This window comes from Curvivirga sp. (assembly GCF_965219885.1).
Lineage (GTDB): Bacteria > Pseudomonadota > Alphaproteobacteria > UBA8366 > Aestuariispiraceae > Curvivirga.
On the sequence record NZ_CBDCOT010000009.1, the window covers coordinates 149824 to 174724 of the forward strand.

Here is a 24901-nt window from a genome sequence, read left to right on the forward strand (position 1 = left end):
TAACTCACAGAACTAACTCACCATTCATCCAATCTGCACCTTTATATTGAGATTGAACAAGCTGATCAAATATTTCCGATAACATCTTAGCGCGAGCGGATATCGTATGTGATCGCATAATTAGCTCCAAACCATTTCTTGCGATACTTTGCGCCTTGTCTTCATTTGTTGACAACCAGTAATCAATCTTTCGTATTTCGCTAGGTTCAGTAAAAATACAATTCTCCATATGCACATACCCCAACGCTTTTGCTGTTTTCGTCTCAGGCATTACTAAAACACAACCTTTCGCTGGAATCTCAAACATCTTTCGTAAAGGGAATTCCATAGCCGAATTACAAGTGAACGAATATTTTACCGTTTCTAATCTACGATTAAAAATGTAATTTTGAACAAATAATCCTTCGGCTCTTTGGTTTCCCAAGAATTTTCTAAACTTTTCATATATACTCGTCGGTGACCACTCTTTTAAGTTATATCCTGCTTTAGAAAGTTCCTCTCTTGCAACGATCCTTGCTGCATAGTTAGCCCCCTGAACACTCCATCTTTTTTTTCTATTACTTAAGCATTCAAAATAGAGCTCTGCTTCGCTGACAAAATGAGTAAATGGTATTATTTTGTCTTTATTCTTCTCACTGAAACGCTTCCAATTATCATTTACCAAATCAGCAAAGGTTTCATTCTCTAGGTTTTGCATTTCAGAACGCCATTTAAAAAGAGATCCTGACGGAGCAATAAAATGATATCCTCTATTATCAATTCGATCGATATGGAAGTCTGTCCACGCATAAAAATCTGTTTGTAATAAACTAATAACCTTCACAGCACTTAAGGCATTAAAGTCTTTCATAATTGGCACGAAATACCTCAAATCTTCGGGATGAAAATCATTAGCAGAATATTTTATAATAGCTGATTGATAAAAATCTGACCAATCATCACGAAAAAGACCAATTTCAGTGGCGATATACAGATCAAACTCACCATTTTTTGAAATAAAAGCATTTAGACCTTTTTTTAACTCTTCTTGCGAAGAGTAACCCGGGCCGAAACAAACCAGTTCACCTATTTGCCCCAACAAGCTAGGCACTAAATTTCTTGTTGGGTTCACATAACGTGTATTTGCGTCGATTAAAAGGATACGTAACATCAAAAATTTCCTATCTGATATAACGAAGAAATAGATATTGGAATTCTTCACATCAGTTTTAAATATTTGTAACTAAATAGATTGTTTAGCGATTTTTTTACTAGATGATAGAAATAACTTCTCTTAGAATGACACAGAACAGCTTATTCTTTTCTCTTTAGAAAGAGCATAAAATAATACTATGAAGTTCTTATAGTCATATTGCCATATCAAAGAATTTTTTTCTTGCCACTGTCATATAACAGTATAGGACTATCATCCACTATTTCTACGCTGCCTAGCCTTTGAACAGGAACTCCGCCATAGATTGAATTATCTGGCACATCTACATTCACCACACTACTTGCAGCAATCACACTACCACTTCCTATCTTTACTCCTGCAACTATAATAGATTGACTTCCAATATAAGTATTTGATCCTATTTCTACCGGAGCTTGTCGAGCTTTTCTTTTTCCACCCGTCAAAGCCCACGCGACCGTATCATGAGTATAAATCTGCACGCCTGCAGAAATCGAACAAGTATCACCAATACAGAGCTTCCCTCCGGACCCATCTAAAATACAATTCGGCCCAATCCAAGTTTTTTTTCCTACCTCAACTGAACCAAAGACGGCTGCGCTATTATAGATACTGGCTCCGTCCCCAAATCCAAGTTTGTTTGCACGTTCCCAACGATCAAAAAGAGCGTCCTGAAAAGATAAACTTCTATGGTATTCATCTATTAAATTACTATCAAGTCGGTTATAACTCTTATGCAATAGGCTTATAAATTCATCTTCTTTCATAACAATATCCCTTTAAGCTATCCGAAGGCTTCAAACCACTCTTCTAGATATAATAGAGACCAAACCAAAAGCCGTCTGTTATTCGTTCCCTCCAAATGTTGAAGTAACAATCCTCGACAAGCCCCTTGGTCTAAATATTGATAAATCTTAGCATTTGATGTCATTAGGCGTTCATTTACATATTCAATGCTTTCTCCACGGAACCAACTTTCATCCGGCGCAGAAAACCCCTGTTTTCTTGCCTCTAAAACTTCCGTAGGAATAAAATTCTTCATTGCTTTACGCAGCAACAATTTCCCATCATTTGTTTTCTCAAAATACTTTCGTGATTTCGGACCCGGTGTATTTTCATTCAGTTTTACAATCTCACCTAGGTTTCCCAATTTTTCACGGGCAGGAACTTGCATCGCAAAATCAACCAGATCATTATCTAAAAATGGTACTCGGCTCTCTAAACCATGTGCCATAGACAATTTATCTTCAACTACCAATAAACTTTGCAAAAATGTTTTAGCCTCAAAATACAGTGAATGATTTACGTATTCTTCAGGTGTATGAAGCTTCTCGCTATGTACTTTGAACACATCCCGGAAAATATCGCGTGTCCATACATCCTTAACTTCATCGGCAATAGGAGCAAAAACTTCATGTATGTTCTTATTTGGAATTAATCTTTGCCAAAATCCATAATATTTTTCCACATAATGATCGAAATCATCATTTACCACTGCCCGATAATACCGCCAAGGATATCCACCGAAAAGTTCATCTCCACCGGTTCCGGCTAATACAACTTTACCGAATTTACTCGCCAAGTGAGCAGCATAATAGTTTGGATAGCTTTGCCCAACTCTAGGCTCTTCTAGATGCCAAACTAGCTTCTTCAAACAGCGCTCCATATCCCCTGCCTTTAAAACCATTTCGTAGTGCTCTGTACGAAATTTATAAGACATAAATTCAGCTACATTTCTTTCATCAAAAGCCACTTCCAAACCGGATATAGAATTTAGATCAAAACCGACAGTAAATGTTTGCATTTCATTTAACTGCTTTGACGCAATAGCTGTAATAGAGCCGGAATCCATTCCACCAGATAGATAACTATTAACGGGCACATCCCCCATCAACTGGCGGTTAACAGCTTGCTCCATTAAATAAGATAACTGCTCTGTATATTCTTCGGTAGTTAATGTGTTTTCTGGCTCCGTAAAGTGATAATCCCAATATTGTTTCTGACAACACCGCCCATCACTCGTTACTTCCATCCAACTCCCAGCAGGTAACAATTCAACATCTTTAAACAGTGTTTGCTCAGAGAGGAAATTTTGAAAGGTCATATATTCCATTAAACCTTTCAAATTGGGTTGTTTCTGATAGTCAGGATGCGCAATGAACGTCTTTATTTCTGACCCAAAACCAAACCAATTATTTTGACGTGTAATATATAAAGGTTTAACACCATATCTATCCCGAGCGAGCAACAATACTTGTTCTGAGGCATCCCAAATTGCAAAAGCGAACATACCATTCAGCTTTTGTAAAATCTCTTTCCCCCAATAGACATATCCCTTTAGCAACACTTCAGTATCTGTTTGAGAAACGAATTGAACGCCAAGCGATATCAATTCTCTTCGAAGTTCAGAAAAGTTATAAATCTCTCCATTGTAGGATATTGTATAACGACCTGTATCATCGGACATAGGCTGTTGGCCTAATGAGGATAAATCAACAATAGACAGGCGACGATGCCCCAAAGCCAGGTTCCCATCGACAAACGTACCTTCGTCATCTGGACCCCGATGCCTTATCATATCAGCCATCTTTCTGACAATTATCTCAGAAGCTGGCTTTCCATTAAAGTTAATATATCCTGTAATACCGCACATATTTCTTAGTTACCCGATTTCATGGATAGCACGAACAACATACTTAAAATCTTCTAACTCCATTCGATTATGCAACGGAATTGCCATAGTATTCTCATCGCATAATTTTGCGCCGGGGAAGTCATTCACACTCAAATTATATTTGTTCGCATAATAATCCAACATATGTACAGCATGAGTTCCAGGACGTGTAGCTATGCCTTTTGTTTGCAATTTATCCATAATTTCATTACGCGAAAATGGTGCTTTGTCAGGGTCAACATAAGTGACAAACGCTTGCCACGCGTGTTTTCCATTTTCTGGCTCCTCAGGACAACGAAGCCATGAAACATCTTTTAATTCACTTCGATACCATTTTGCCCATTCGGCACGTTGTTCTATAAATCCATGAAGTTTATCTAACTGCACTAATCCAACCGCGCCTTGCAGATCCGTCATACGATAATTAAATCCTAACATATTGAAATCTGGGAGCAAATATGGACGAGGCCCAGCATGTCGTTGCTCCTCACTGATTTCAGCGCCATGATTCCTTAACTTTTCCGCAATATCAGAGAATGTTGTATCATTTGATGTCAACATCCCCCCTTCACCCGTAGTTATGGACTTTCTTGGATGAAAACTAAATGCAGCAGCATCACCTAATCCACCAGCGTATTGCTTTTTATATTGAGCCCCAGCTGCGCAAGCAGCATCCTCAATAATTTTTACATGCGTTGGTAACCCCGCCCGTAACGCATCAATATCTGCACATAAACCAAACAAATGGACAGGAATAATAGCTTTAGTTTTATCAGTAACACGACTAAGTGCATCATTTACATCTATGTTGAAAGTGATCGGATCAACATCTGCAAAAACTGGCGTAGCACCACAATATAGAACAACATTCGCAGTGGCCACCCAAGTAAATGCAGGTACAATCACTTCATCTCCTGGCCCAATCCCATATGCCGCTAAAGCTAAATGTAAGGCCGTGGTACATGATGTTGTTGCCAGCGCGTTTTGAACCTGATGCATTTCCGAAAAACGCTTCTCAAAGGCAGCTACTTTCGGTCCCTGCGTCAACCAACCCGACATAATAGGATCCCGCACAGCTTCCCATTCAGGTTCTCCGGTTGATGGCAGCGCAATATGCACAATTCGTTTATCTTCAGTCATTTATTTCAATCCAACCGCTTTTTGTCGTGCTTCAACTGCTGCTTTATGTGTATTGCGCCACTCAATTAGCTTTACTAAACCTGCATCCAAATCCGTTTCAGCCGTAAAATTAATTTCCTCAGCCGCGCGTTTAGGACATCCTACTCTGTTCGTCACAAGAGTAGCTTGCGAACGATCTTGATATTGTATCGGTTGATTACAACCAGTTAAATTCACTAACTTTTCTGCAAGTTCTTTAAGTGAAGTACGAAGGCCGGTCCCCACATTATAGTATCGATCAGTAGTGTCCGATTTCATCGCACAAATATTTGCGCGACCACAATCCCCAACATAAACAAAGTCAAAAGCTTCTGAGCCATCACCAAAAATTGTAGGTGCTTCACCGCGGTCGATAGCATCTAACATTTTCATAATAACTGCAATATAAGCACCATGATAATCCTGACGGGGTCCATATACATTCATATATCTCATACCTACCTGCTTTAACCCATAACGATGGGCAAAAGCTGTCGCCATCGCCTCACCAGCAATTTTGGTAGCCCCATAAAAATTCTTATTATTAAAAGGATGACTTTCTGTCATTGGGTCCTCAACAGCATCCCCATATACAGAAGCAGATGAAGACCATACGAGGCGTTCCACATTATTTTCCACACATGCCTCTAAAATATTAAACATACCCTCTACATTTACCTTAAATGCAGAACGCGGAAACTCATGACATTGTAACAACCATAATGCAGCGAACTGAAACACCCCATCTGCACCTTTCAATGCTGCAGATAAAATATCAGGTTGAGTGATATCACCGCCAGCTTCAAAAATTCTAACTCGCGGATCAGATAAAACATTCTCTAAATTCTCTTCAGACCCTCTCGTGAAGTTATCATAAATCACTAACTCTTTAATATCTTCTTTAAGAAGCTCTTCCATCGCATGAGACCCAATAAGGCCAGCTCCACCAATAGAAACGATATTTTTACCACGCAAGTCCATAAAATTTACCTACTTTTGAATTTGATTGATCAAATTTGTTGTTATTTTTACCAATTCATCTTCTTCCATATAAGGATGCATTGGTAAGCTCATCACTGTTTCTGCAAGCTCTTCAGATTTTTTTAATCCTGTACTAACAGTTAAATATGATTGATAGCCAATTTGTTTATGAAGTGGAATTGGATAATAAACCACGGCTGGGATATTATTTTCTGATAACCCTTTTACAACCTCATCACGGTTATCCAACCTAATAGTATATTGTGCCCATGAGGATGTTTTATCCTCATTCAGTTCCGGTGTTATACAATAATCGGACAAAATATGATTATACTTCGCAGCAAGCGCAACACGTTGTTCTAATTCACGAGGAAAAATCTCAAGTTTTTCTAGCAAAACTGCAGCCTGGATTGTATCCAAACGACTATTCAATCCAATACGAACATTGTCATATTTATAGCCCCCTTTTCCGTGAAATCTAAGAGAGAGCAAACATTCCGCACGGTCTTTTTTATTTGTAAAAACAGCACCACCATCACCGTAGCAACCCAATGGTTTTGCGGGAAAAAAACTTACCGTAGTATAATCCGCCAACTGCCCGACAGATTTACCCTTATATATCGCACCAAAGCTTTGGGCTGCATCTGCAATCAGGATTAACCCTTCAGCATCGGCGATCTTTCTAAGTTCTTCATAATCAGCAGGCAATCCAAACAAATCAACAGCGATTATCGCTTTAGGATTGCCTCCCATTTGTCTAGCATCTTTAATCGCCTGACGTAGACTTTCAGGACAAATGTTAAAACTAGTTGCCGCCACATCAACAAAAAAGGGTGTTGCGCCTAATTGTGCTGGGGCTTCTGCTGTTGCAACGAATGAAAAACTTGGGACAAATACAATATCCCCTGCCCCAATATTTTCAGCCATCAATACCAAAGTTATTGCATCTGTACCATTGGCACAGGTAACCGTATGTTCAGCACCACAAAAACTGGATAAACGCTCTTCCAGTTCCGCTACTTCAGGGCCAAGAATATACTTTCCATGATCAAGAACGCCTTTTATTCGTTGGTCTATTTTCTCACGAATCAAATCTTGTTGTGCTTTTAAATCAATAAAGGGAATCATGTCTGACGCTCTTTTAAATACCCATCTTGTAATTCATATTCTGTCCCATCAACAGGACATATAAGATCATCTTTCAAACGTCCACCAGCCTTGCTCATCCACCCCATTTGCTTTGCGGGTAGACCTGACATAAGTGCATAGGGTTTCACATCTTTTGTCACTACAGCCCCAGCGGCAATAAAACAATATTCCCCTAATACAGAACCGCACACAATTGTTGCATTTGCACCAATTGTCGCGCCTTTCTTAACTATGGTAGGTAAAAACTCAGATTTACGCTCTATTTCAGCACGGGGATTATTTACGTTTGTAAAAACACAAGACGGTCCGCAAAACACGCCGTCTTCTAATTCGACCCCCTTATACAAACTTACATTATTTTGAACCTTACAATCGTCGCCAACCTTAACATCTGGCCCAACCACGACATTTTGGCCGAAACTACAATTCGATCCGATCTCAACATTCCCTAATATATGACTAAAATGCCAAATTTTGGTATTCGCCCCAATACGCACAGGATCGTCGACATAAGAGCTTTCATGAATAAAAGCCTCAGGATGAATAAAACTTGTCATTTAACATATTCCTGGGTGAAGGGATGCTTCTCTCCCTTGGTCAGTTCAATCTTTGCTGTACGAATATTTGAGACTAATTCGATCGACGGTCTCACATCAGATAGACCATACCCCTCGCCAGATATAATTTTTTGATAGCTTTGCGTATGTAAATCAGTAAATCCACCAGAAAACTCAATTTCCTCACCATCAACTGTAATTGAACGATAAGTTGGTTGCTTTCCGATAACTGCGGCTGGCAAGTCTCTTTTATCAACCGACAAAAACCAACGAACCTTAGCTTTTTTAAACTCAAGGTAACCTGCAGATCGTTCAGCCTCATGCAAATGGACTACAGATCGTTGCAATGGCCCGAAAACAAAACTCAGCATATCATAAAAATGCACACCGATATTTGTTGCAACCCCTCCAGATTTCTTTTCATCTCCCTTCCACGACACATGATACCATTTGCCGCGCGAAGTAATATAGGTCAAATCCACATCGTGAATTTTATCAGGTTGTGCCGCAACCTTTTCCCGCAATGCGATAATTGCCGGATGCAACCGTAATTGCAAAATGGAGTTAATCTTTCGTCCTGATGTATTTTCAATTTCTTCTAATGCATCTACATTCCAAGGGTTCAAAACCAAAGGTTTCTCGCAAATTGCATCTGCGCCAGACCTCAACGCAAATCTAATATGAGCATCATGAAGATAATTTGGTGAACATATTCCGACATAATCCACGCCATCTCCACGGCGATTGATCTTGTCCAAATGTCGATCAAATCTTTCAAACTCTACAAAAAATCGGGCATTAGGAAAGAAACTATCAATGACTCCAACAGAATCATTTGGATCAAATGCGGCAACTAAATCTCCATCAGTTTCCTGGATAGCTTTCATATGTCGTGGCGCTATATATCCAGCAGCACCAATTAATGCAAAACGCATAAACCTTATCCCCAACCTATCAAATTAAATTTCAAACCCAATTGAGTGTTAAAAAGTAAACATCCAATCCAACACTTTCGCTACACCCCATACCAATATCAAATTGGCATGTAGAGCTCGACAGATTAAGTCAGAGGAGATAACAATTTTAACTCGTACTAGCAACCAATTAACAGAAAAAGAAGAAACTATATACTAAGCAGGTTCCCTTCAACATGCCTCAACAACTGATCGTAAAATCATTTTAAACTCTTACTTTCAAATAGACATAAGAGTTTATTGCCCCGTAAGAGCAAAACATGTATGTATGGTGACATCCAAATCCCAACCGATTTTACTCTTCTTGATATATCTCCTTATACAAGAAGAAGACATATATTTACTAGCATATTCAATTCTAAATCACTTTGAGGTCGATTACATGTGCGGCATTACCGGATTTATTGATACAAGTCTTTCACAATCCTCTCAGTCATTGGAAGGAATTGCATTAACTATGGCTGAAGCAATCGACTATCGCGGCCCTGACGCTGCAGATGCTTGGTCAAATGCACAACACGGTATAGCCTTTGCCCATCGTCGCCTTTCCATTATTGATCTTTCGCCTGCTGGAAATCAACCAATGGCATCTTCCTGCGGGCGCTTTATGGCGGTTTATAATGGTGAAGTTTATAACGCTGAGGATATTCGCAAAGAACTTATTACCCTAGGTCGCACCGAATATCGTGGACATTCTGACACCGAGGTCATTCTTGAAGGTTTTTCCGTTTGGGGGATTAAAGCCACTATTGAAAAGCTGATCGGGATGTTTGCCTTCGCCATTTGGGATAGACAAACCGAGGAAATCACTCTGATTCGTGATCGTCTTGGTATCAAGCCACTCTATTGGTCTATTCAAAATGGGAAATTACTATTTGGCTCTGAAATGAAAGCCTTATATGCCCATCCGGATTGGCAGGGTGATCTACATCGTGATGCTATGGCTGCTTTCCTACGCCATAATTACGTTCCTGGTCCTTATTCTGTACATAAAAACGTACAAAAACTTCAACCAGGTCATATACTCACTATCGATGGCAAACTAACAAAAGATCCTCGCATAGAAACTTTCTGGTCTATGGAAAATGTGATCCGTAATGGACATGCCAATCCATTCCAAGGGTCTGATGAAGATATGGTTGATACATTGGAAGAGTTACTTTCCGATGCTATTAAACGCCGCATGGTCGCCGATGTACCCTTGGGAGCATTCCTGTCGGGTGGTATTGATTCATCTGCGGTCGTCGCGTTAATGCAGAAACAATCCGAACGTCCTGTAAAAACTTTTTCAATTGGCTTCAATGAAGAAGGTTATAATGAAGCGCAACATGCTGCAATAGTCGCAAAACATTTAGGTACGGAACATACCGAACTATACGTTTCTCCTGAAGAAGCACGCAATGTAATTCCAAAACTGGCCCATATGTATGATGAGCCATTTTCTGATTCCTCCCAAATTCCGACCTACCTTGTTTCTGCCATGACAAAGGAACATGTTACTGTTGCACTCAGCGGCGATGGCGGAGATGAGTTATTTGCGGGCTATAACCGTTACTTCCAGTCTATGAAGATAGGGGGCAGCATTGGTCGATTACCAATGTTTATGCGTAAAGGTAGCGCAAGTTTAATTAAAAGCTTCTCCCCTAATTTTTGGGACAGCGTCTTTAATTTGGTGCCAAAGTCCAAACGTCCACCTCAAGCAGGTGATAAGATGCACAAACTTGCCAATGTTCTTTGCGAAGATGAGGATGGTTTTTATCGCCGTTTGATCAGTCATTGGACTGATCCAGAGGAAATCGTAAAAGATGCTAATGAGCCAAAAGGCTTAATTTGGGATCCAAAGGTTAAAAACCTTACACCGAATTTTGTGGAACGCATGCGCTATCTGGATATTTGCACTTATTTACCTGATGATATTTTAACTAAAGTAGATCGGGCTAGCATGGCTGTCTCTTTAGAGGCCCGTGTTCCAATCCTAGATCATCGTGTCGTCGAATTTGCTTGGAGCCTAACACCTGATCGCCTCATCAAAAACGGACAGGGTAAATGGCCATTAAGGCAGGTTTTATATCGCCACGTGCCTCAATCCATTATTGATCGTCCTAAAATGGGGTTTGGTGTCCCAATTGATAGTTGGTTACGTGGCCCTTTAAAAGAATGGGCAGAAGACTTATTAAATCCAACCGCTATCAATAAAACAGGCCTGTTAAACGCAGAACCAATTTGGCAAAAATGGCAAGAACATCAATCTGGTGAGCGAAACTGGCAATATTATCTGTGGGATATTTTAATGCTACAAGCGTGGTGTGAAGAATATCAAACTTCGTAAGGTTAATTTATTTATCCCTGCCAGTAATTGCTGGCAGGGATAAATAATTCAAGATAAACTACGCATATGCTAAAACTATATGCTATTCCAGAAAGCCTCTATTGCGCCAAAACGCGTATTTTACTTCGTCATAAAAATCTCGAATGGGAAGAAATTTTACCTCCCGGTGGATATGGTTCTGACGAATATAAAACGTATATTCCATCTGGCAATTTACCCGCCCTTAAGGTCGATGATTTCACTCTCGCGGATAGTGAAGCTATTGCTGAATATTTGGAGCAGCAATACCCTTCCCCTGCCTGCTTACCTTCTCATATCAGAAACCAAGCAAAAGTAAGAGAGTTATCTCGCTTTCATGACACCCGACTAGAACCCTGCGTCAGAGAATTTTTTGGTATATTTAACGGAGAGAAATTGGAAATCCCTAAAATCCAACAGATAACACAGAAATTAAATTTGTTGGTACACCAGCTAGACCAGCTCCTCAATGAATATATGAGTTTCCATAATGGATCACTCACGCTTGCAGATTGTGGCTTTCCAATTACATTTTTGTGGGTCAAAAAATTGGAACCATATCTTGGAATTAGGGTACCACTTCCACCGTCCATTCAAAATTATCTAAGCATGGCTTACTCAATTCCAGCAGTACAGGCTGAGTTAAATAGTTACCAACCAATCTTAGAGCAATTTTTGGCAGAAGAGTTTCAATCTTAACAACGGCCGGTTTTTGCACCATCAGCAAAAATACGATCACCTTGTTGATCTATCACCTGCTTGCCTTTGCTAAGCGCAAATTCAATAGCTTCTTCGCGAGAATAGAAAACATCAGCGCGGATATATTCCCTTTCAAGATCACCATCATCTGTCGTTTTAACGATTACTCCTGCAAGACGCCACTGTTTATTCTCAGCAGGTATTGGAGCTGCAATAATTTTATATCCCTCATAGATTTCAGGCTCTTCACGTTTTGCCGCCTCTGGTTCCTTTTCACCGCCACCAAATAACTTAGAGAAAAATGACATTTTCGTTATCCTTTTTATTTGCTCTCATCTCGTCCATATACATCATCAAGCCGCACGATGTCATCTTCTTCAAGGAAATCACCTGTTTGCACTTCAACCATGATTAATGGATGTTCTGTCTTATTTTCAAGGCGATGATGTTGGCCAATCGCGATATAAGTAGATTCATTTGCATTTAGCTCAAACACATCGTCTCCGCGCGTCACCAAAGCCTGACCTTGTACGACAACCCAATGCTCTGCTCTTTTATTATGATACTGCAAAGATAAACTACAACCAGCATACACTGTAATTATCTTTGCTAAAAACTTATCACCTGTACCAATGTTGCGATAATTACCCCATGGACGATACACTGTCGCATGAAGTTCAGCTGAATTATGACCTTTTCGATTTAGCGTAGATACTAGATCTTTTACATTCTGCGCATAATCCATGCTGGCAACCAACAAGGCATCTGTATCGTTAACAACAATAACATCGTTCAGCCCCATAACTGCTGTAATACTTTCATCTGTTGTGTGAACGATTGAATCTTTGACATCTTCTAGAATTGGTTTTCCTCGAAGCGCATTACCATTTTTATCTTTAGCGGATGCTTCCCACAACCCTGTCCAACTTCCAATATCACTCCAACCGGCGTCAAGAGGTACCATAGCCGCTTTCGAAGTTTTCTCCATTAACGCTTTATCAATAGGATGCTTGGGAATAGCTTCAAAGTCTCTGATAGACAAACGTTGAAAATCTAAATCCTTTTGTAAGCCTGCCACAGCAATTTTCGCTGGCAGAATGATGTCTTCAGCATGTTCAACCATCTCTAGAAGAAAAGTTTCTGCCTTAAACATAAACATGCCGGAATTCCAATAAAACTCCCCACTATCTATATACGCTTTCGCCGTTTGGGCATCTGGTTTTTCAACAAATTTATCAACTAGACATCCAGTAGATATATGCGTTTTTCCATCTGTCTTAATATATCCAAACGCTGTTTCAGGAGAGTTTGCCACGATCCCAAAAGTCGTTAAATACCCCTCTTGAGCGACGAGCGCTGCCCCCTCTATAGCACGTGAAAAAGCATTCTGATTTTCTATAATATGGTCAGAAGGTAAAACAAAGATAATAGCCTCAGGATCTTCTTGGTGGATATGTAAACTCGCGACTGAAATCGCGGCAGCTGTATCACGACCAACAGGCTCTAATAGAATTGCTCTGTAATCTAGTTTTGCCTCTTGTAAAGATTGGGCAACCAAAAAGCGATGATCTTCACTACACACGATTGTTGGTTTGGCAAATTCCTTCCCCAATACACGTTCCACGGTATCAATCAACATAGGCTGGTCGGAATATAAAGGTAAAAACTGCTTAGGGCGCATACGACGAGAGGTGGGCCACAAGCGACTACCCGCTCCGCCAGAAAGAATAACCGGATAGATTTTCTTATCCATAGTTTTTCCTATATCAATCAGTTTTGCAAAATACTTAACAATGTTTCTGCCACATATTGCGCATCATCAGTGGTTAGTTGCGAATATAATGGTAACGATAATTCTGACAAATAATATTGCTCTGCGCCATTGAAACGCTCACCTTTTACTCTATCCTGCCAATAAGGGTGATGTGGCACCGGAGTATAGTGGATTTGAGTACCAATATTCTTATCTTTAAGCAGTCTAACCACTTCTTCGCGTGATTTTCCAAGCCCCTTAAAATCAATTAAAACCGGATATAAATGCCATCCAACAGATTGACCTACAGAGCGCTTAATGGGCACAAGTAAATTACTATGTCCATCAAACATGGCGTCATAAGCGGCTGTCAAATCACAGCGTTTTTGCTTAAATTGGGTAAGTTTTTTTAACTGACTAATCCCTAAAGCGCATAGGATATCTGGTGCCCGGTAATTATATCCTAAAACATTCATTTCACGATGCCATACGGGAGCATTTGAAACAGCATCTTCCGGTAAAGCCGTAAAATTTTCAGGTTCAAATTCCAATCCATGACTTCTGAGCTTCTTCATCAAAGATGCATCAACTGCAGAGCGACAGGTCACGGCTCCTCCTTCTCCCATCGCTACGGTTTTAACAGGATGGAAAGAAAAACAACAATAGTCAGAATGAGCGCATTGCCCAACTTTATACTCTTGTTCTTCTACCTCATAACTTGTCCCCAAAGCATGACACGCATCTTCAACTATTTTCACATTATGAGATTGAGCAATTTGATAAAGAGCTGGCATATCGGCCATTTGACCATTCATATGCACAATTGTTATCGCTTTTAACTGATCAGGGTCAGTTTTGCTTATTGCTTTAAGCAAGGTCTCAACTGTTACCAATCCAGACGTAGGATCAACATCGGCAAAAATAACTTCTGCACCACACATTGCTGCTGCATTTGCTGTTGCACAAAAAGTCATAGCGGGAACAATAATTTGATCTCCTGCCTGTAATCCTAATGCCATATAAGCCAAATGAAGCGCCGCTGTCCCACTATTACAAACAACTGCATGATCCGCAGAAACCGACTGACAAAGCTGTTCCTCAAATTCCTGAACCAAGGGTCCAGTCGTCAAAAAGTCACTCTGCAACACTTTGACGACTTCAGCGATATCTGCATCGTCTAGGTCAGGCTTTCCATAAGGAAGAAATTTGTCACTCATGCTTTGGTCCACTTTATTCTTTTAACGTCTATAAATTCGCAGATTCTTGACCATGTGCCAATAGAACATTCATCTCAAAAATACGATGCCCCGAAATCGCCCAATTTGAGCCCAGAATTCGCCCTCTCCCTTCTTCATTACTAAATCAGCATTCACGTTGAAAAGGAAATCGTTATGAAACTAAAGAGCAAATTTATCACCCACCCCATAATCGCGCTAGCAGGCCTATTAACTCTAAATGCTTGTTTATATACTGATATTGCAAATGTGGAAAATCTGCGTACCACACAGGTTAGCCAAAGTAATAACCTTGCTTTTGAAAAAGCACTCGCCCAAGAATACAAACGTCTTGCACTTTATGAAGCTGATGAAATGTATGACACCACAGATGCTGGTATTTTTGCTGCAAAAGGCCTAGCCGCCAATGAAGGAAAACGCCCGTTACCTGAGAAACCTGAAAACTGGGATTTGAACTTTGGAGTAGAACGTTTGGAAAATGCGCGTATGCGCTTAACTGCCCTGATGGCACGTGATGCCGCATATCGTGCACCAAATCTAGCTGCCCAAGCTCAAGCTAGCTTTGATTGCTGGATAGAGCAAATGGAAGAAGGGTGGCAATGGGATCATATTGAATATTGCCAAACGAACTTCCAACAGGCCGTGATCAAACTGGAAAGAAAACTTGCCGATCCACACCGCGTTTCTTTCGATGTGAACGACACACGCCTTAATCATCTAAAAACTTCACAAATCATGCAAATCGCTGAAGAGGCAAAACGCCTAAATGCGCCATTAGCGTCCATCGTTGGTTATGCAGATAGTACTGGCAGTAAAGCTTATAATATGGAACTTTCCCTGGCACGCGCTGATGAAGTTGCCTCCCTTCTCGTAATGGCAGGATATCCGGCAGATCGAATTGCAATTTCTGCATATGGTGAAGATCGACCTTTGATTAAAACAGCGGACGAAACATCAAAGGCCGCCAATCGGCGCGTGGAAATCACTTTTTACACAAATCAACAATTATAACTCAAATAGAGCCTTTTCGTTGTGCGGGGACGGGCCGTCTCCCAAAAGCCGGCCCATTTCTTTAGCACAATATTTTACGTCTAAATTAATTTCATGAGATAAGTCAGCATTCTTGTCTGGTAAGGATTTCTATTTTTGCTATACTCATCATGATAAAAGCAAAAATAAGAGATGACCTATGCAACATGATATTTATGAAGCAGTTACCCAAGACATTAAAGTTTCAGTAGAACCGATTTATTTGGAAGATCAATCCTCACCAGAAAACGGCCACTATGTCTGGGCCTATAGCGTCAAAATAGAAAACAATGGGCAGAATCAGGTGCAACTCATTAATCGTCACTGGAAAATTACAGACGCTATGGGCCGTTCACAAGAAGTACGTGGCGCAGGTGTTGTTGGTGAACAACCTGTGTTGGACCCAGGTGAAAGTTACGAATATACAAGCGGCACGCCACTTCCAACACCATCTGGTTTTATGCATGGAGCCTATGAAATGGAAACACCGACTGGCGACATGCTGGAAATCAAAATCCCAGCTTTCTCACTTGATAGTCCATATGAACCGCGTCAGGTACATTAAAATTTTATTCCTCTGATCTGAGTAAGTTTCTTAGACGTAAGAAGGCGTGTTCAGTCAATTCAACTTCGCAGATAAGTAAGTTGAAAAAATAAATTATGGAATCATTGGAATTCGCTTGAATTCTGCCATTCACAACGCTATATGGCCTTTGGTTAACCGTTGGGTGGAGCCAATTTGGATTAAGGAATAAAAATCATGTCTGTTGCAGCAAATACAAACGCTATTCGTAATGCATATGAAGAAGTAACCCGTGAAGAAGCCGAAGCGGCGGTAAAAGTTTTACTTCGTTGGGCTGGCGATGATCCAGAACGCGAAGGTTTATTGGGTACGCCTGATCGTGTTGTACGCGCATTTGAAGAATATTTTGTAGGTTACTCCGAAGATCCTGCAAAAGTACTTGGTCGTACATTCGAAGAAACAGACGGCTATGACGAAATGGTTTTGTTGCGCGATATTCCATTTGAATCCCATTGTGAACATCACCTCGCGCCGATCTTGGGCAAAGCCCATGTTGCTTACCTACCGAAGAACCGTGTTGTTGGTATTTCTAAATTAGCACGTGTGGTGGACATCTATGCAAAACGTCTTCAAATTCAAGAAACAATGACTGCGCAAATCGCAAATGTCATCACAGAAGTTCTTGATCCAAAAGGCGTTGCGGTTGTGATCCAAGCAAACCACCAGTGCATGAGCACACGTGGCGTTCACAAAAAAGGCGTGGATATGGTTACAAGCCGTATGACAGGTTTATTCCGTACAGATGCCCGTACACGCACAGAATTTCTTGATCTTGCTGGCGTTAACCGCCTTTAAGAAAGCGTCTTTTTAAACAGGCCTAGATGTTTTTCAACATCGACTGATCTGTTTTTACATGATAAAACCCAAACCGACCTTTGTGAAAGCAAGGTCGGTTTTGTGTTTCTAAGGGGTTTTCACATTGCTTCTGGATTTTAGGCCTATCGTCTTTGTAACAGGCGTATTGTTAAGCATGATTGCTATAGCCATGCTGGTACCAACCATGGTTGATCTGTATGTTGGTAATCAGGATTGGCAGGTTTTTCTTCTGTCTAGTGGTTTTACAATGTTCACAGCAGGATTGATGATTCTGACCACAAGACAGGAAAGCAAGAATTTAAATATCCGCCAAGCCTTTGTAATGACCACAATGGTCTGGATTATCTTACCTGCTTTTTCTGCCTTACCATTTCTAGCAGCAAACGCGCTAAACCTTTCTTATACAGATGCTTTTTTTGAAGCCATGTCCGGGTTGACCACCACAGGATCAACTGTTGTATCTGGTCTTGAATCGGCCCCTCCCGGCATTTTAATGTGGCGATCCATCCTGCAATGGATGGGAGGCGTCGGGATTGTTGTCATGGCGATCTCTATTTTACCAATGTTACAAATTGGTGGTATGCAGCTTTTCCGTATGGAATTTTCTGATCGTATTGAAAAGGCCTTACCACGCGCTGCGCAAATCGGCACTTGGATTTTTGGTATCTATATTGGCTTAAGCGGTATTTGTGCTTATCTATTCTGGCTTGCTGGTATGAGTACATTCGATGCGATCAACCATGCTATGACCACTGTAGCAACAGGTGGCTTTTCCACCCATGATGCATCCTTCGGTTATTTTGACAGTGCACAGATTGAAGCGATCACGACAATCTTTATGATCTTGGGTTCCTTACCCTTCCTTTTGTATCTACAATTACTACGCAAGGATTGGAAACCATTCTTTGAAGACACACAGGTAAGATGGTTCTTTGGTATTTTGGGAACTGCTGTTGGCTTAATGACAGGTTATCTGATGGTGCAACAAGGATATACATTCTTTGAATCCTTACGTCATACATCCTTTAATGTGGTTAGTATTATGACCGGAACGGGTTTTGCCTCAACCGACTATAGTCTTTGGGGTGCCTTCGCGATGCCTTTATTCTTCCTGATTATGTTTATTGGAGGATGTGCGGGATCAACCACCTGTGGCATCAAGATCTTCCGCTTTCAGGTTTTATTTGAAACTGCTCGAACACAGATGCGCAGCTTGTTACAACCGAATGGCGTTTTCATTTCATATTATAACGGTAAACCCATCTCTGAGCAGGTCTCAACATCTGTGATGGCTTTCTTCTTTATGTTTGCTGCTATTTTTGCCCTGCTTGCAATGGCATTAGGGTTATTGGGGATGGACTTTGTTACGGCAACCAGTGCCGCAGGCACCGCGCTTGCAAATGTGGGACCTGGTCTTGGTGAAATGATTGGTCCTTCCGGTAACTTCTCCCAACTACCTGACGCGGCAAAGTGGCTGCTTTCCTTAGGTATGCTTTTAGGGCGTTTGGAAATCTTCACAGTCTTAATTATGTTTACCAGTCATTTCTGGAAAGATTAAGAAATACAAAAAGGATAGAATGTGATGGTAATGTCTTGGGAAAAGCTGCTTTGCGGTGATCGTCTGACAAAAGGCAAAACGACTGTAGAAGCCGGACGCTCCCCCTTTCAAATCGACATTGATCGTATTTCTTTTTCTTCACCATTTCGTCGTCTCGCCAATAAAACGCAAGTTCATCCTTTGGCAGATGATGATCATACCCATAATCGCCTGACTCATAGTATCGAGGTTTCGTTAGTCGGGCGTTCGCTCGGCACGGTTATCGGGGAAAAGATATTAGAAAGACACCCTGAACTCAATCTTAGCCGTGACGAGATTGGTTATATTATCCAAGCAGCATGTCTAGCACATGACATAGGAAACCCGCCCTATGGACATGCGGGGGAAAGCGCGATTGGTGAATGGTTCGCAAAATATTTTAACGCAAACCAAGACATTGCCCAACAACTTACGGAAGCCCAAATGACGGACTTGACCTTGTTTGAAGGTAACGCCCAAGGCTTTCGTATCCTTACTCATTTAGAGATGTATAAAACAGGCGGTGGCATGCGCCTCACGAATGCTGTTCTGGCAACTTTTTCTAAATATACCTGTGCCTCTCATATCAAGAGAGAAGAAGCGAACGGTTATATCGGCGCAAAGAAATTTGGGTTCAATCAAGCAGAACTCCCCTTCTTTACTGAGGTAGCTGAAAAAACAGGCCTCCCTCGTGTCAAAGAAGATATGGATGCTTGGAAGCGCCATCCGTTCGCCTATCTAGTAGAAGCTGCGGATGACATTTGTTATCGCATTATTGACTTGGAAGATGGCTTTCAATTAGGCGATCTTGAGTTTGAAGAAGTGAAAGAAATTCTTTATCCAATGGCTGCGAACAATCCCTATTTCAAACTGAATGAGGATCAAACGCATCTTGAACAGGTTGGCCATATGCGCGCTATGGCCATTGGTGAATGTACAAAAGAAATACCACAAGTCTTTATGAAATTTGAAGATGACTTGTTAGCGGGTACATTCGAAGGTGATCTAATCGGAAATTCAATCTTCGCAGAAGCCTTTGAAGCTGCAGGTAAACTCTGCAAAGAAAAACTATTTAAAACCGAAAGCAAGGCAACCCGTGAATTAGGTGGATATGCTGTGATTGAATCTTTGCTTAATAAAACAGTCCCCGCTGCTATTGCCGTTGCACAAGGCGATAAGATTTCACACTATAATCAGCAAGTCTGTACCTTAATCGCATCCAACTTTATTGATCGAAACAAAGACGCCAGCCTCTATGAAATCCTACTGCAAGTTACAGATTTTATTTCTGGCATGACCGATCGATATGCCTTTAGCTTACACAAGAAGTTAAACGGGACAGATATCTAAATCAAAAAAGCCGGATCAATTTAATCCGGCTTTTCTTTTATTTTGTCTCATAGGACGACTTAGTATGCATGCTCTTCATAAAGCTTACTTAGATCGCCATTCCAATCGCCATTATATTGATCTAGCAACCGCTCAGCATGGGTTTTACCATACTCCACGACTTCCTCCAAAGCAGATAGGAAATGCTCTTCGCTTTCGCCTGACCAGTTTGCTTCGTTACGATTACGAAGGCCTTTCTTGGCAATTTTTAAGACATCGCGTGCGACATCACGTAATTTGCGGCCATTCACAGTGGCATTCAACGCATGCATCGGCACATCGTCACGCATCTTGGCGATATCAGCGACTGACCATTCTTTGATTAATGCTTCTGCTTCGTTCAAAGCTTCACCATCATAAAGCAACCCAACCCAGAAAGCAGGTAGGGCACAAATATTACGCCATGGTCCACCATCTGCGCCGCGCATCTCAATAAACTGTTTCAAGCGCACTTCCGGGAACGCAGTTGTTAAGTGATCATCCCAATCTTGTTGTGTTGGAACTTTTCCTTCCCAACCGGCTAAATTGCCTGCCATATAATCTTTGAAAGACAAACCGGACACATCATTATAAACACCATTGCGATAGATGAAATACATTGGTACATCCAACATATAATCCACCCAGCGCTCGAACCCAAAACCATCTTCGAAGATGAAATCCAGCATACCGCAACGGTCATTATCCGTATCCGTCCACGTATGTGAACGATAACTTAGATATCCGTTTGGTTTGCCTTCTTTAAATGGAGAATTCGCAAATAGAGCTGTCGCAAGAGGTTGAAGCGCAAAAGAAACACGCATCTTACGCACCATGTCAGCTTCGTCTGCGAAATCCAGATTTACTTGCACGGTGGATGTACGGATCATCATATCCAATCCCATGGTGCCTTTTTTAGGCATATATTCACGCATGATCTTGTAGCGTCCTTTCGGCATCCAGCTTACATCTTCGCGTTTCCATTGAGGATCAAAACCAAGTCCAAGTGCAACTGCCCCCATCTCGCCACAGATTTCCTTTACCTGCGTCAAATGGCGATTGGTTTCAGAACAAGTTTGATGAATTGTTTGTAACGGTGCACCGGACAATTCAAACTGCCCGCCGGGCTCCAGAGACACAGACGCGCCAGTATCATCCGTTAGGGCAATAACATGATCACCTTCATATACAGGTTTCCAGTCATAACGCTGCAACCCTTCAAGTAAAGCACGGATACCAGGTGTACCTTCATAGGGAAGACGTCTATGCGTCTTGGCGTCGAAGATGAACTTTTCATGTTCTGTCCCGATGCGCCAATCTTCGATCGGTTTGCACCCTTTGGATAAAGTCGTGATCAGTTGGTCCTTACTTTCCAGCGGAACCATTTTCTTATTATCTACGGCCATAAGCTTGCCCTCTGCTACCGGTTTTATCCTGAGTATCTTTATATAGTTTTAATCACTCTCTATGAGGCGGACGTGATTGCCAATCCCCACAAAAAGCCTGCCAACAGGATAATGCACTTAAAACCGCCGTTTCCGCGCGTAAAACCCGTGGCCCCAAACCAACCATGCTTATAAAAGGTTGATTGGAAAGGAATTCAAGCTCTGATACGGCAAAACCGCCCTCGGGTCCAATTAAAATTGCTGCCTTTTCCCCTTGGTGAGCGACAAACACTTTTTCCGCAGCGTTAGCAGGTCCAGCCTCCGCACATACAAACAAATGACGATCTTCCGGCCATTCCGCAAGGATAGCTTCAAGTTTAGAAGGATTCTGAACCTCAGGCACATCCAGTCTTTCGCATTGTTCTGCGGCTTCGATCACAATTGCTTGAGCACGCTCCAACTTCATGCGTTCCGTATTACTATGTTTGGTAATAACAGGCTTGATGGCGGAGACTCCAAGCTCAGTCGCTTTTTGAAATACCAGATCTGTTGCCGTTTTTTTCAATGGGGCAAATAACAACCAAACATCTGGGGAGAATTCTTGTTCTCTTAATTTATCGATAACTTGAGCGGATCCGTTTTTCTTACCTAAATCTGTGATCTCTGCAATCCATTCCCCATCTTGCCCATTAAACAGAATCAACTTTGCCCCAATTTGCAAACGTAATACTGAACGTAGATAATGTGCCTGCCCTTGATCGAGCGAAACAGATGCTGCCTCAAACAAGGGGGTATCAATGAACAAACGAGTTTCTGCTTTCGGAGTCATTTATAATTCTCTCACTAAATTTGATAACCATCATAGATAAGATATCGCCAGTCATACAGGCGTTTTTATCTTGGCGAAACAGTCTTTATCCGCTACATGCTTCCAAATACAAGGAAAGTTTAATCTTAGGATGCCAAGAGATCATGAGCCAAGACAAAAACTCATCTTCAGCTGCAAGCGATATTCCCAAAAAGGGATGGATTTATTGGCTGCCTCTTTCTTGGCAACCATATGCCAAACTTGCGCGTCTGGACCGTCCGATCGGGACCTGGTTACTTCTACTACCCACATGGTGGGGATTAGCTTTGGCAACCGCTGTCAATCCTGACATAACATCTTCGGAAACAGGCTTTAATTTCCCTGATATTACTTATACAGTCCTCTTTGGTATTGGTGCGCTTGTGATGCGGGGTGCGGGATGTACATGGAATGACATCTCTGATCAGGATTTTGATAAAAAAGTTGCCCGCACAGCAGATCGCCCGTTACCGTCTGGCGAAGTGACAACGAAACAAGCCGTAATCTTTTTAATCGCCCAATGCCTGATTGGTTTAATTATCCTGCTTCAGTTTAACCTACCAACCCAGATTATTGGTGCATCAGCTTTGTTTTTAGTGATTGCCTATCCGTTTATGAAACGAATTACATACTGGCCACAAGCTTGGTTAGGACTAACCTTTAACTGGGGCATTCTAGTCGGCTGGGCTTCTATTTATGGCGATTTGCACACGGCGGTCTTTACTTTATATGCCGCTGGTATTTTTTGGACTTTGGGATATGACACGATCTACGCCCATCAGGATAAAGAAGATGACGCATTGGTAGGCGTTAAATCAACAGCATTACGACTTGGTGAAAACACGCGTATGGCTGTCATTTTCTTCTACGCTGCTACAGTAGGACTTATTGGCATATCAGGATATTTATTAGCGCTCCCGGTGTACTTCTGGATTGCGCTTGGATTGGGCGTCTTACATATGATTTGGCAAATTTATCGTCTAGACATTAACGATCCAGATCGTTGCCTTTCTCTCTTTAAAGCAAACAAGAATTTTGGCTTCATTATTTTATTAGGATTTATTGTCAGTGGACTATGATTACTATCACGATGACCAAGATGCATTGCGTCAATTAATTCGTGAAAATACCAACCTTGAATCTCCACGCTTATTACCGGAAATCCTATTGCATCTGGCTGTAGAAGATTTACCACTATGGCGTATGGGTGAAATGGAGCTGCAAGAAATCGGTTTAGGGACACCATTTTGGGCCTTTGCTTGGGCAGGCGGTCAAGCACTAAGTCGCCACCTTCTAGATAATCCTTCACTTGTTGCGGGTAAAAGAGTTCTGGATTTCGGAAGTGGGTCCGGCATGGTCGCAATGGCGGCCACAATGGCCGGTGCATTTGAAGTCACTGCGACAGATATTGATCCTGTTGCCGCCGTTGCCATGCAAATGAACGCAGAAGAAAATAATTGTTACTTTGATATTTCTACTGAAGATGTCGTCGGTGAGCACGGGGATTGGGATGTCATCCTAGTAGGTGATGTATGCTATGATGCGGATATTGCGCGCGCTGTTATTCCATGGATTAAAGCTTTGGCCCAAGAAGGACGCGAAGTGTTAATTGGTGATCCTGGACGCTTTTATTTACCAAAACTCGGCCTCAAAAAGATTGCAAAATATGCATCAGAAACGACAAGTTTGATGGAAGATACAGATTTACGAAATGCACAAGTATGGTCAATCGACCTAGATAAAATCGGTTGCAGCAGTAACGCAGAAGATTATTAGTTCAAGTATTTTTTAACTATTCTTCGTATCTCACCACTTTCGCGCATCTTGATGACAACATTTTGCAAGACCTGTAACCGCGGATCCTTTTCCAACTCGGTTCTACACACATAAAATAATTCAATATTCTGAAAGAGAATAGGATCTGATAAACTTGCGGCAAAGTCCTGATCAATATTCTTTGCAAGATAAGACAAACTTTCAATAACACCTGTCATGACGTTTATTCGATCACGATATAGCATGATCATTCCTTGCTGATAATTGGTCACTTCGGTCTTTCGAAGCACGGTATCATTATCAAATTTTTCCCATAGCTTTGTGCCGATCGCCACACCGACATTCAAATCATATAAATCATCATAGCTACGCGCCCCTATGGTCTTTTTTCCGATAGCACCTATTCTTAGTTCCTTACCTAAAGGTTCAAGAAGTAGATAATTTTTACGTACATAATCTGTATTACCTAGGATCGCACAATCCTGGGTACCAATCGTCAATCCCCGCATCAATCGTTTCAAAGGTAACAGTTCAATCTTGCCAGCGATGTTCCCTTCTTGAAGTATTGCGTGATTAACTTCATGAAATAGACCTGATATTTGTCCATCATCTTTCACAAAACCATAAGGGGGCATCTCCATGGTTGTTAATCGCAATTTTGCTTCTTCAGCCCCTACACTTTTTATAAATGCCACAGCAACAGAAGAAATAATAAGTAGCTTTGCAATATTGAAAAAAATAAACTTCATGAATGTCATCATATTACTAATCGCTTCTATATAACAGAGACATCTATAATAATATGCAAAAATTTCCTCCTATT

Annotated in this window: 23 protein-coding genes; 9 read left to right on the forward strand and 14 right to left on the reverse strand. The window is 41.3% G+C overall.

Annotation, left to right across the window (positions count from 1 at the left end):
* Positions 1 to 4: 4 nt before the first annotated feature.
* From ACOQOA_RS06240 to ACOQOA_RS06275, 8 genes are all read right to left on the reverse strand, one after another.
* Complete coding sequence (locus ACOQOA_RS06240; RefSeq protein WP_420547787.1) at positions 5 to 1150, reverse strand: glycosyltransferase family protein; 1146 nt, start codon at positions 1148 to 1150, stop codon at positions 5 to 7.
* A gap of 209 nt (positions 1151 to 1359) precedes the next feature.
* Complete coding sequence (locus tag ACOQOA_RS06245; protein WP_420547788.1) at positions 1360 to 1938, reverse strand: acyltransferase; 579 nt, start codon at positions 1936 to 1938, stop codon at positions 1360 to 1362.
* Positions 1939 to 1955: 17 nt separating this feature from the next.
* Complete coding sequence (asnB, locus tag ACOQOA_RS06250) at positions 1956 to 3824, reverse strand: asparagine synthase (glutamine-hydrolyzing) (protein WP_420547789.1); 1869 nt, start codon at positions 3822 to 3824, stop codon at positions 1956 to 1958.
* A 9-nt stretch (positions 3825 to 3833) separates the two neighbouring features.
* Positions 3834 to 4985, reverse strand: coding sequence for a DegT/DnrJ/EryC1/StrS family aminotransferase (locus tag ACOQOA_RS06255; RefSeq protein WP_420547790.1), 1152 nt, complete (start codon positions 4983 to 4985; stop codon positions 3834 to 3836).
* Positions 4986 to 5984, reverse strand: coding sequence for an NAD-dependent epimerase/dehydratase family protein (locus ACOQOA_RS06260; RefSeq protein ID WP_420547791.1), 999 nt, complete (start codon positions 5982 to 5984; stop codon positions 4986 to 4988).
* A 9-nt stretch (positions 5985 to 5993) separates the two neighbouring features.
* The gene (locus ACOQOA_RS06265; protein ID WP_420547792.1) at positions 5994 to 7112 is read right to left on the reverse strand and encodes a DegT/DnrJ/EryC1/StrS family aminotransferase; all 1119 of its coding nucleotides are present in this window, start codon (positions 7110 to 7112) and stop codon (positions 5994 to 5996) included.
* On the reverse strand, positions 7109 to 7690 hold the full coding sequence (locus ACOQOA_RS06270; protein ID WP_420547793.1) for an acyltransferase: 582 nt from the start codon (positions 7688 to 7690) through the stop codon (positions 7109 to 7111). Before ACOQOA_RS06270 ends, ACOQOA_RS06265 begins: the two co-directional genes overlap by 4 nt.
* Positions 7687 to 8625 (reverse strand): Gfo/Idh/MocA family oxidoreductase, encoded by a 939-nt coding sequence (locus ACOQOA_RS06275; RefSeq protein WP_420547794.1) that lies wholly within the window; start codon positions 8623 to 8625, stop codon positions 7687 to 7689. Before ACOQOA_RS06275 ends, ACOQOA_RS06270 begins: the two co-directional genes overlap by 4 nt.
* 421 nt (positions 8626 to 9046) lie before the next feature.
* Between ACOQOA_RS06275 and asnB (ACOQOA_RS06280) the strand changes: the two genes are divergently transcribed.
* Both asnB (ACOQOA_RS06280) and ACOQOA_RS06285 read left to right on the forward strand, forming a co-directional pair.
* The gene (gene asnB, locus ACOQOA_RS06280) at positions 9047 to 10993 is read left to right on the forward strand and encodes an asparagine synthase (glutamine-hydrolyzing) (protein ID WP_420547795.1); all 1947 of its coding nucleotides are present in this window, start codon (positions 9047 to 9049) and stop codon (positions 10991 to 10993) included.
* Between the two features lie 66 nt (positions 10994 to 11059).
* Complete coding sequence (locus tag ACOQOA_RS06285) at positions 11060 to 11710, forward strand: glutathione S-transferase family protein (protein WP_420547796.1); 651 nt, start codon at positions 11060 to 11062, stop codon at positions 11708 to 11710.
* Here ACOQOA_RS06285 and ACOQOA_RS06290 read toward each other — a convergent pair.
* From ACOQOA_RS06290 to pseC, 3 genes are read right to left on the reverse strand one after another with little or no spacing between them, the layout of a single operon-like run.
* A complete protein-coding gene (locus ACOQOA_RS06290) occupies positions 11707 to 12018 on the reverse strand; it encodes an HlyU family transcriptional regulator (RefSeq protein ID WP_420547797.1) in 312 nt (103 codons plus the stop codon). The two genes, ACOQOA_RS06285 and ACOQOA_RS06290, sit on opposite strands and share 4 nt — an antisense overlap.
* 14 nt (positions 12019 to 12032) lie before the next feature.
* Positions 12033 to 13463: a mannose-1-phosphate guanylyltransferase/mannose-6-phosphate isomerase gene (locus ACOQOA_RS06295; protein ID WP_420547798.1), complete on the reverse strand. Its 1431-nt coding sequence runs from the start codon at positions 13461 to 13463 to the stop codon at positions 12033 to 12035.
* Positions 13464 to 13480: 17 nt separating this feature from the next.
* Positions 13481 to 14680: a UDP-4-amino-4,6-dideoxy-N-acetyl-beta-L-altrosamine transaminase gene (gene pseC, locus ACOQOA_RS06300; protein ID WP_420547799.1), complete on the reverse strand. Its 1200-nt coding sequence runs from the start codon at positions 14678 to 14680 to the stop codon at positions 13481 to 13483.
* 174 nt (positions 14681 to 14854) lie between these two features.
* On the opposite strand from pseC, the gene ACOQOA_RS06305 reads away from it, so the two are divergent.
* The 5 genes from ACOQOA_RS06305 to ACOQOA_RS06325 all read left to right on the forward strand — a co-directional run bounded on the left by ACOQOA_RS06305 (position 14855) and on the right by ACOQOA_RS06325 (position 20052).
* On the forward strand, positions 14855 to 15709 hold the full coding sequence (locus ACOQOA_RS06305; RefSeq protein WP_420547800.1) for an OmpA family protein: 855 nt from the start codon (positions 14855 to 14857) through the stop codon (positions 15707 to 15709).
* Positions 15710 to 15899: 190 nt separating this feature from the next.
* Positions 15900 to 16292, forward strand: coding sequence for a Co2+/Mg2+ efflux protein ApaG (gene apaG, locus ACOQOA_RS06310; RefSeq protein WP_420550093.1), 393 nt, complete (start codon positions 15900 to 15902; stop codon positions 16290 to 16292).
* Positions 16293 to 16487: 195 nt separating this feature from the next.
* Positions 16488 to 17105, forward strand: coding sequence for a GTP cyclohydrolase I FolE (gene folE, locus ACOQOA_RS06315; protein WP_420547801.1), 618 nt, complete (start codon positions 16488 to 16490; stop codon positions 17103 to 17105).
* Between the two features lie 124 nt (positions 17106 to 17229).
* A complete protein-coding gene (locus tag ACOQOA_RS06320) occupies positions 17230 to 18684 on the forward strand; it encodes a TrkH family potassium uptake protein (protein ID WP_420547802.1) in 1455 nt (484 codons plus the stop codon).
* Between the two features lie 24 nt (positions 18685 to 18708).
* Complete coding sequence (locus ACOQOA_RS06325) at positions 18709 to 20052, forward strand: deoxyguanosinetriphosphate triphosphohydrolase (protein WP_420547803.1); 1344 nt, start codon at positions 18709 to 18711, stop codon at positions 20050 to 20052.
* Positions 20053 to 20111: 59 nt separating this feature from the next.
* Here ACOQOA_RS06325 and ACOQOA_RS06330 read toward each other — a convergent pair whose 3' ends face one another.
* Together ACOQOA_RS06330 and ACOQOA_RS06335 are read right to left on the reverse strand one after the other, a co-directional pair.
* The gene (locus ACOQOA_RS06330) at positions 20112 to 21476 is read right to left on the reverse strand and encodes a glutamate--cysteine ligase (protein WP_420547804.1); all 1365 of its coding nucleotides are present in this window, start codon (positions 21474 to 21476) and stop codon (positions 20112 to 20114) included.
* Positions 21477 to 21528: 52 nt separating this feature from the next.
* Entirely contained in the window at positions 21529 to 22284 is a 756-nt protein-coding gene (locus ACOQOA_RS06335; RefSeq protein WP_420547805.1) for a 16S rRNA (uracil(1498)-N(3))-methyltransferase, read from the reverse strand.
* A 143-nt stretch (positions 22285 to 22427) separates the two neighbouring features.
* On the opposite strand from ACOQOA_RS06335, the gene ubiA reads away from it, so the two are divergent.
* Positions 22428 to 23381: a 4-hydroxybenzoate octaprenyltransferase gene (gene ubiA / locus ACOQOA_RS06340; RefSeq protein ID WP_420547806.1), complete on the forward strand. Its 954-nt coding sequence runs from the start codon at positions 22428 to 22430 to the stop codon at positions 23379 to 23381.
* Entirely contained in the window at positions 23371 to 24078 is a 708-nt protein-coding gene (locus tag ACOQOA_RS06345) for a class I SAM-dependent methyltransferase (protein WP_420547807.1), read from the forward strand. The genes ubiA and ACOQOA_RS06345 overlap by 11 nt, the downstream gene beginning before the upstream one ends.
* On the opposite strand, the gene ACOQOA_RS06350 is transcribed toward ACOQOA_RS06345, so the two are convergent.
* Positions 24075 to 24827 (reverse strand): substrate-binding periplasmic protein, encoded by a 753-nt coding sequence (locus ACOQOA_RS06350; RefSeq protein WP_420547808.1) that lies wholly within the window; start codon positions 24825 to 24827, stop codon positions 24075 to 24077. The genes ACOQOA_RS06345 and ACOQOA_RS06350 overlap by 4 nt on opposite strands.
* Between the last annotated feature and the right edge of the window lie 74 nt (positions 24828 to 24901).

Bases quoted from the DNA above. Each gene is read 5' to 3' on its own strand.
- ACOQOA_RS06240 (WP_420547787.1), bottom strand. From the start codon at position 1,150: ATGTTACGTATCCTTTTAATCGACGCAAATACACGTTATGTGAACCCA.
- ACOQOA_RS06245 (WP_420547788.1), bottom strand. From the start codon at position 1,938: ATGAAAGAAGATGAATTTATAAGCCTATTGCATAAGAGTTATAACCGA.
- asnB (WP_420547789.1), bottom strand. From the start codon at position 3,824: ATGTGCGGTATTACAGGATATATTAACTTTAATGGAAAGCCAGCTTCT.
- ACOQOA_RS06255 (WP_420547790.1), bottom strand. From the start codon at position 4,985: ATGACTGAAGATAAACGAATTGTGCATATTGCGCTGCCATCAACCGGA.
- ACOQOA_RS06260 (WP_420547791.1), bottom strand. From the start codon at position 5,984: ATGGACTTGCGTGGTAAAAATATCGTTTCTATTGGTGGAGCTGGCCTT.
- ACOQOA_RS06265 (WP_420547792.1), bottom strand. From the start codon at position 7,112: ATGATTCCCTTTATTGATTTAAAAGCACAACAAGATTTGATTCGTGAG.
- ACOQOA_RS06270 (WP_420547793.1), bottom strand. From the start codon at position 7,690: ATGACAAGTTTTATTCATCCTGAGGCTTTTATTCATGAAAGCTCTTAT.
- ACOQOA_RS06275 (WP_420547794.1), bottom strand. From the start codon at position 8,625: ATGCGTTTTGCATTAATTGGTGCTGCTGGATATATAGCGCCACGACAT.
- asnB (WP_420547795.1), top strand. From the start codon at position 9,047: ATGTGCGGCATTACCGGATTTATTGATACAAGTCTTTCACAATCCTCT.
- ACOQOA_RS06285 (WP_420547796.1), top strand. From the start codon at position 11,060: ATGCTAAAACTATATGCTATTCCAGAAAGCCTCTATTGCGCCAAAACG.
- ACOQOA_RS06290 (WP_420547797.1), bottom strand. From the start codon at position 12,018: ATGTCATTTTTCTCTAAGTTATTTGGTGGCGGTGAAAAGGAACCAGAG.
- ACOQOA_RS06295 (WP_420547798.1), bottom strand. From the start codon at position 13,463: ATGGATAAGAAAATCTATCCGGTTATTCTTTCTGGCGGAGCGGGTAGT.
- pseC (WP_420547799.1), bottom strand. From the start codon at position 14,680: ATGAGTGACAAATTTCTTCCTTATGGAAAGCCTGACCTAGACGATGCA.
- ACOQOA_RS06305 (WP_420547800.1), top strand. From the start codon at position 14,855: ATGAAACTAAAGAGCAAATTTATCACCCACCCCATAATCGCGCTAGCA.
- folE (WP_420547801.1), top strand. From the start codon at position 16,488: ATGTCTGTTGCAGCAAATACAAACGCTATTCGTAATGCATATGAAGAA.
- ACOQOA_RS06325 (WP_420547803.1), top strand. From the start codon at position 18,709: ATGGTAATGTCTTGGGAAAAGCTGCTTTGCGGTGATCGTCTGACAAAA.
- ACOQOA_RS06330 (WP_420547804.1), bottom strand. From the start codon at position 21,476: ATGGCCGTAGATAATAAGAAAATGGTTCCGCTGGAAAGTAAGGACCAA.
- ACOQOA_RS06335 (WP_420547805.1), bottom strand. From the start codon at position 22,284: ATGACTCCGAAAGCAGAAACTCGTTTGTTCATTGATACCCCCTTGTTT.
- ubiA (WP_420547806.1), top strand. From the start codon at position 22,428: ATGAGCCAAGACAAAAACTCATCTTCAGCTGCAAGCGATATTCCCAAA.
- ACOQOA_RS06350 (WP_420547808.1), bottom strand. From the start codon at position 24,827: ATGAAGTTTATTTTTTTCAATATTGCAAAGCTACTTATTATTTCTTCT.